Below are 4,171 nucleotides of genomic sequence, written 5' to 3' on the forward strand. Positions count from 1 at the left end.
GACAAACTCCTCACCTCCGTAGCGCGCGGCGATATCTATTCGGCGAATGTTGTCGAGCAGGATCTGGCTAATTGCTTTGAGTAGCTGGTCTCCGCTTTGGTGCCCGTAGGTATCGTTATATTTCTTGAAAAAGTCTACGTCCAGGAAGATTACCGATAAGCTAACGTTAAAGCGTGTGGCGCGAGCCACCTCCCTCGTTAGGGCGTCATAAAGGTGGCGATGATTGTAGAGCCCGGTCAGCCCATCCCGGATGGCAAGTTCCTCCAGTCGCTCATTGCTGTTCTTCAAGTTCTCCATCAGCGATTTTCGCTCCTTGATAAGCGCGAAATTCTCGATTGCACGTCGCGCCACATTAGTAATTAACCGCAGATCTTCAAGCGGTTTGATAATATAGTCGTATGCATCGCTCTTGAGCGCAGTGATCGCTGAATCCATCGATGCATGGCTCGTCATGATTACCACATGCGTTTCCGCCGCAAGTTGCTTGATCTCGCCAAGAAGCTCGAAACCATTCATGCCGCCCATTCGAATGTCGGTTATTACTAAAGGAAAAGGATTATCTCGGAAGAGGTCTAATGCCTCTTCGCCGCTTGGAGCCTGTACCACCTCGTACTTTTCAGCAACAAGAACCTCGGTCAGCATATCGCGGATGGACTCCTCGTCATCGACTACCAAAACGCGCTTCATTACTTTTGCTTGCCCATTTTGTTGGTCAACATCATCTATTTTGCCGACATCGACTGAATAATCTTTGCTCATGATGGGCCTTTCATTGAACCTTGTTCTGTTTGTTCTGTTGCTCTTCAGAACTTGTCGCCGCGTGTGATTCGGCGACTATCGGAAGCGTGATTATAAACGTGCTGCCCTTGCCGAGTTCGCTTTCGAGTGCGATCTCACCGTTGTGGTCCTTGATGATTCCATAAGTTACCGACAGCCCTAGCCCTGTGCCCTGGCCGACCGATTTCGTAGTAAAGAACGGCTCGAAGATCTTGTCCCGTATCTCCTCGGGTATTCCAGGTCCCGTGTCACTGACCACAATTTCGTTGTGGCCAGAATCGCTGCGGCGGGTCTCTACACGAAGCACACCGGGGTTACCGTTCATCGCCTGCTGGGCGTTAATCGCAAAGTTCATGAGTACTTGCTGGAGCTGGTTGTCATTGCCCAGGATCGGTGGCAGGTTGTCGGCGAGATCCAATTGCAGTTTCACGTGGTTGATGGTCATTTGGTGCTCCACGATAGCCAAGGCCTCTTTTACTACATGATTGATTTCGACCGGTCTATGTTGCGTCTCCTCCCGCCGCGCAAACTTCAGCAGGTTGTTGATAATAGTCGTACAGCGCTTGGTCTCTTTTTCGACGATGACGATATTCTTACGGGCGGGGTGTTGTTCGTCGAGTTTGCGCAGGGAAAGCTGGGCATGCCCCAGTATTCCCGTGAGCGGATTTTTCACCTCGTGGGCGATACCCGCGCTCAGCTGGCCGAACGCCGACATCTTTTCCGATTGCACGAGAGCGGCTTGGGTTTTGTCAAGTGCCTCTTCCCGGTTTCTTAATTCAGAGGTCATCTCGTTAAAGGATCCCGACAAGAGACCGATTTCATCGTTTGATGTAGTCTTAATCGAGATGTCGAATTTTCCTTTACCTACCTCACGAGCAGCCTGGCTAAGCAGTTCCAGTGGACGGGTTAGGCGATATGCCAGAAAAACACTGATCAGCGCCGTCACTATAAACAGCGTCAGCGACAGAAGTATCAGGTCATTGAGGAGTTCGCGCGCGGTAAGATATGCTGCCGCCTTGGGAATTTGCACGCCCACCAGCAAGCTGCTGCTCTCCATTCCGGCAAAACCGCCGATCATTTGCTCGCCGCCGTATTCATACTCGACGGTGGTGCCCAATAGACGTTTTTGTTTCACCAAACGGGTGAGTTGCGGTATCCAGTCGGCGCGTGCACGCTGTACGACATTTTGTAAATCGGCGTGCGCTATGAGAATACCCTGCGAATCCATGATAAAGACCTCGAATGCCGACGGTTTTCGGGCCAGGCGCAGCAGTGGATCGAGAAGCACGGTAGCCGTTATCACTGTCGGTTTTTTACTATTGGTGGAAGCGAGAGTGGTGGCGACTAATAGCAACGGGAGTTCAGGCGTGATGGTGGCATTCTCCACATAAATCGGAATGGACTGCATGCGCTCGGCAGACAGCGGATGCTCTTTCCGATATCGGAATAGGTCTTCCTTCGTTATACCGGCGGCTTCAAGCGTCTTAGCGTCGTAGACTGTAACCGGTTCTCTTCCCTCCTCGTGAACGCTGACCGCCACAAAGTTGCGAAAGTTTCGAAACAGGTTTCTGATCATTTTCGCCTTGCCATCGGATGCGAGTTGCTGGTCAAGCATCAACTCCGCAAAGACCCGCAGCCTACCGTGGTAGCTCACCAACAGCGAATTGGCTTCTTCCGCCACATGCAGCGCGATCACCGAGGTCAGATCGCGGATATACGTCGTTTTATCGGTACTCAACAGCCTCGCCATGGTGGAAATGATGAGGCTCACCACGACCGTGATGACGAATAGAAACGTAATCAGGATCTTCAGGCGGATGGGGAAACGCAATCGGCTGATCATGGCGTAATACTCACAGTCAAAATGTTCCGTTCACGAGTTTTGTTACATAAGCTACGTTGCCGGCCGGATCCACGGCCTCGATAACGATCACACTGGCACCTGCCTTGATGCGCATGTTGTGTTCAATCCTGCCGTCTTTGCTGATCGGCACCGGATTGCCTTGCACAAATACCCGCGCACCTGGTTCGGTGCTTCCATGTATCGTGAACTGATCCTGGTGCACGACTTTTGGCGGTAATTGCAAACGAAGCACCGGTGGTGTCCGGTCCTGAACCATGTGCAATTGCCGTAATTCGCCTGGCGCGCCCTCCATTTGGCCCACGAGCGCACGCACGCGCCAGTAATAGCGGCCGTTCTTTAAATTACCGTGCGTGAAAGTGGGTCGTGTAAGTCGCTCGTTGACTATAATGTCAAGAAAATCCCGGTCCCGCGCCAGCACAAATCGATAGCCTTCCACGGGCTGCGACGGCTCCCAGGAAAACGCGATTTTCGGCGGCAGCTCGCGGTAATAGGTAACGTTCCCGTTGAGCGGCAACTTCGGTACCGGCTGTGATGGCAGTGGCACCGGCCCCAAGAGCTGTCCATCAGCGCGTATTGTCACACCACGATTTTCCGCTAAACGGATGCTTTTCCCCGCTATCAATACCTCTGCGTCGCCTTCGTAAATAGCCACGGTCGCTGATCGATCCGGGTTGATGGCCACTCTAAACTCCGCCTCATCGCCTGCTCCCTCAGCAGACGGCATAAGCAACTTCGCGCCGGGTAAGGCCACCTGTAGCTTGATTAACCCCCCCTCCGATTGTGAGAGCCTGCCTCTCAATTCCCCCTCCACCATCACCCGGAACGTGCGTAGCTTAGGCGTGAACAGATCCGGCTCCATGCGTTGGAAGACCACCAGCGAGTTTTCACCGATTTCCAGATAGCTTTTCTGACCAAACTCGATCAAGGCCCGGGCGCCCTCATAGGTCTGTACGGCATCTCGGTGGTGCAGCGGCATACCGATCTGTGCTGTAGACCAGGCGATGTCTTGAGCGAACTTTACGTTCACCTTATTGCTGATCTCGGTAAGCTGGGCCGTCAGCGGGTTGGCGGCTGCCAGGCCGGAGTCCTGATCTCCGCTGGCAACCATCAGTTCACGGGATATTGATTGCAAAGATAGTCTATGATAAGCAAGCTCTTTCAAATTAGTACGGATGGGGAAGTGCATATTGGCAATCCCCAATACGATGGAAAAAAATAACAGCACGATAAGGAGTACGACGACAAATTCTGCGGCTAAGCGCAGCGGGCGCGATGACACTTTGCGGCCTGCCTGGCGGTGCGCATCGCCAGCCAAGTTGGATGTTTGTTCTGCCTGGATCACCATCGCTATCGTCCTGTCTTCCGTCAGTAGATCCCCTGCAACCGCAGGAACCAGCCCTTGACCGAGTAATCGTTATTCGAGAACTCATCGTCAGAGAAGTCCGTGAAGTTGTACCCCACGCCAACGCGTAGGTGATCGATGGGCCGCCACATGCCTTCCAGCAACCAGCCCTGACGGCGGCCACTGTG

3 protein-coding genes are annotated in these 4,171 nt (G+C 53.2%); all 3 read right to left on the reverse strand.

Annotated features, from left to right (window positions below):
- Positions 1-759: diguanylate cyclase (locus tag O6944_01720; protein MCZ6717865.1), on the reverse strand; the 759-nt coding region annotated here is incomplete at its 3' end.
- Positions 760-769: 10 nt separating this feature from the next.
- Positions 770-2,620 carry an ATP-binding protein gene (locus O6944_01725; protein ID MCZ6717866.1) on the reverse strand — a complete coding sequence of 617 codons (1,851 nt, stop codon included), beginning with the start codon at positions 2,618-2,620 and terminating at the stop codon, positions 770-772.
- A gap of 16 nt (positions 2,621-2,636) precedes the next feature.
- Positions 2,637-3,986: a hypothetical protein gene (locus O6944_01730; protein MCZ6717867.1), complete on the reverse strand. Its 1,350-nt coding sequence runs from the start codon at positions 3,984-3,986 to the stop codon at positions 2,637-2,639.
- Between the last annotated feature and the right edge of the window lie 185 nt (positions 3,987-4,171).

It is taken from the genome of Gammaproteobacteria bacterium, from assembly GCA_027296625.1.
GTDB lineage: Bacteria > Pseudomonadota > Gammaproteobacteria > JAKEHO01 > JAKEHO01 > JAKEHO01.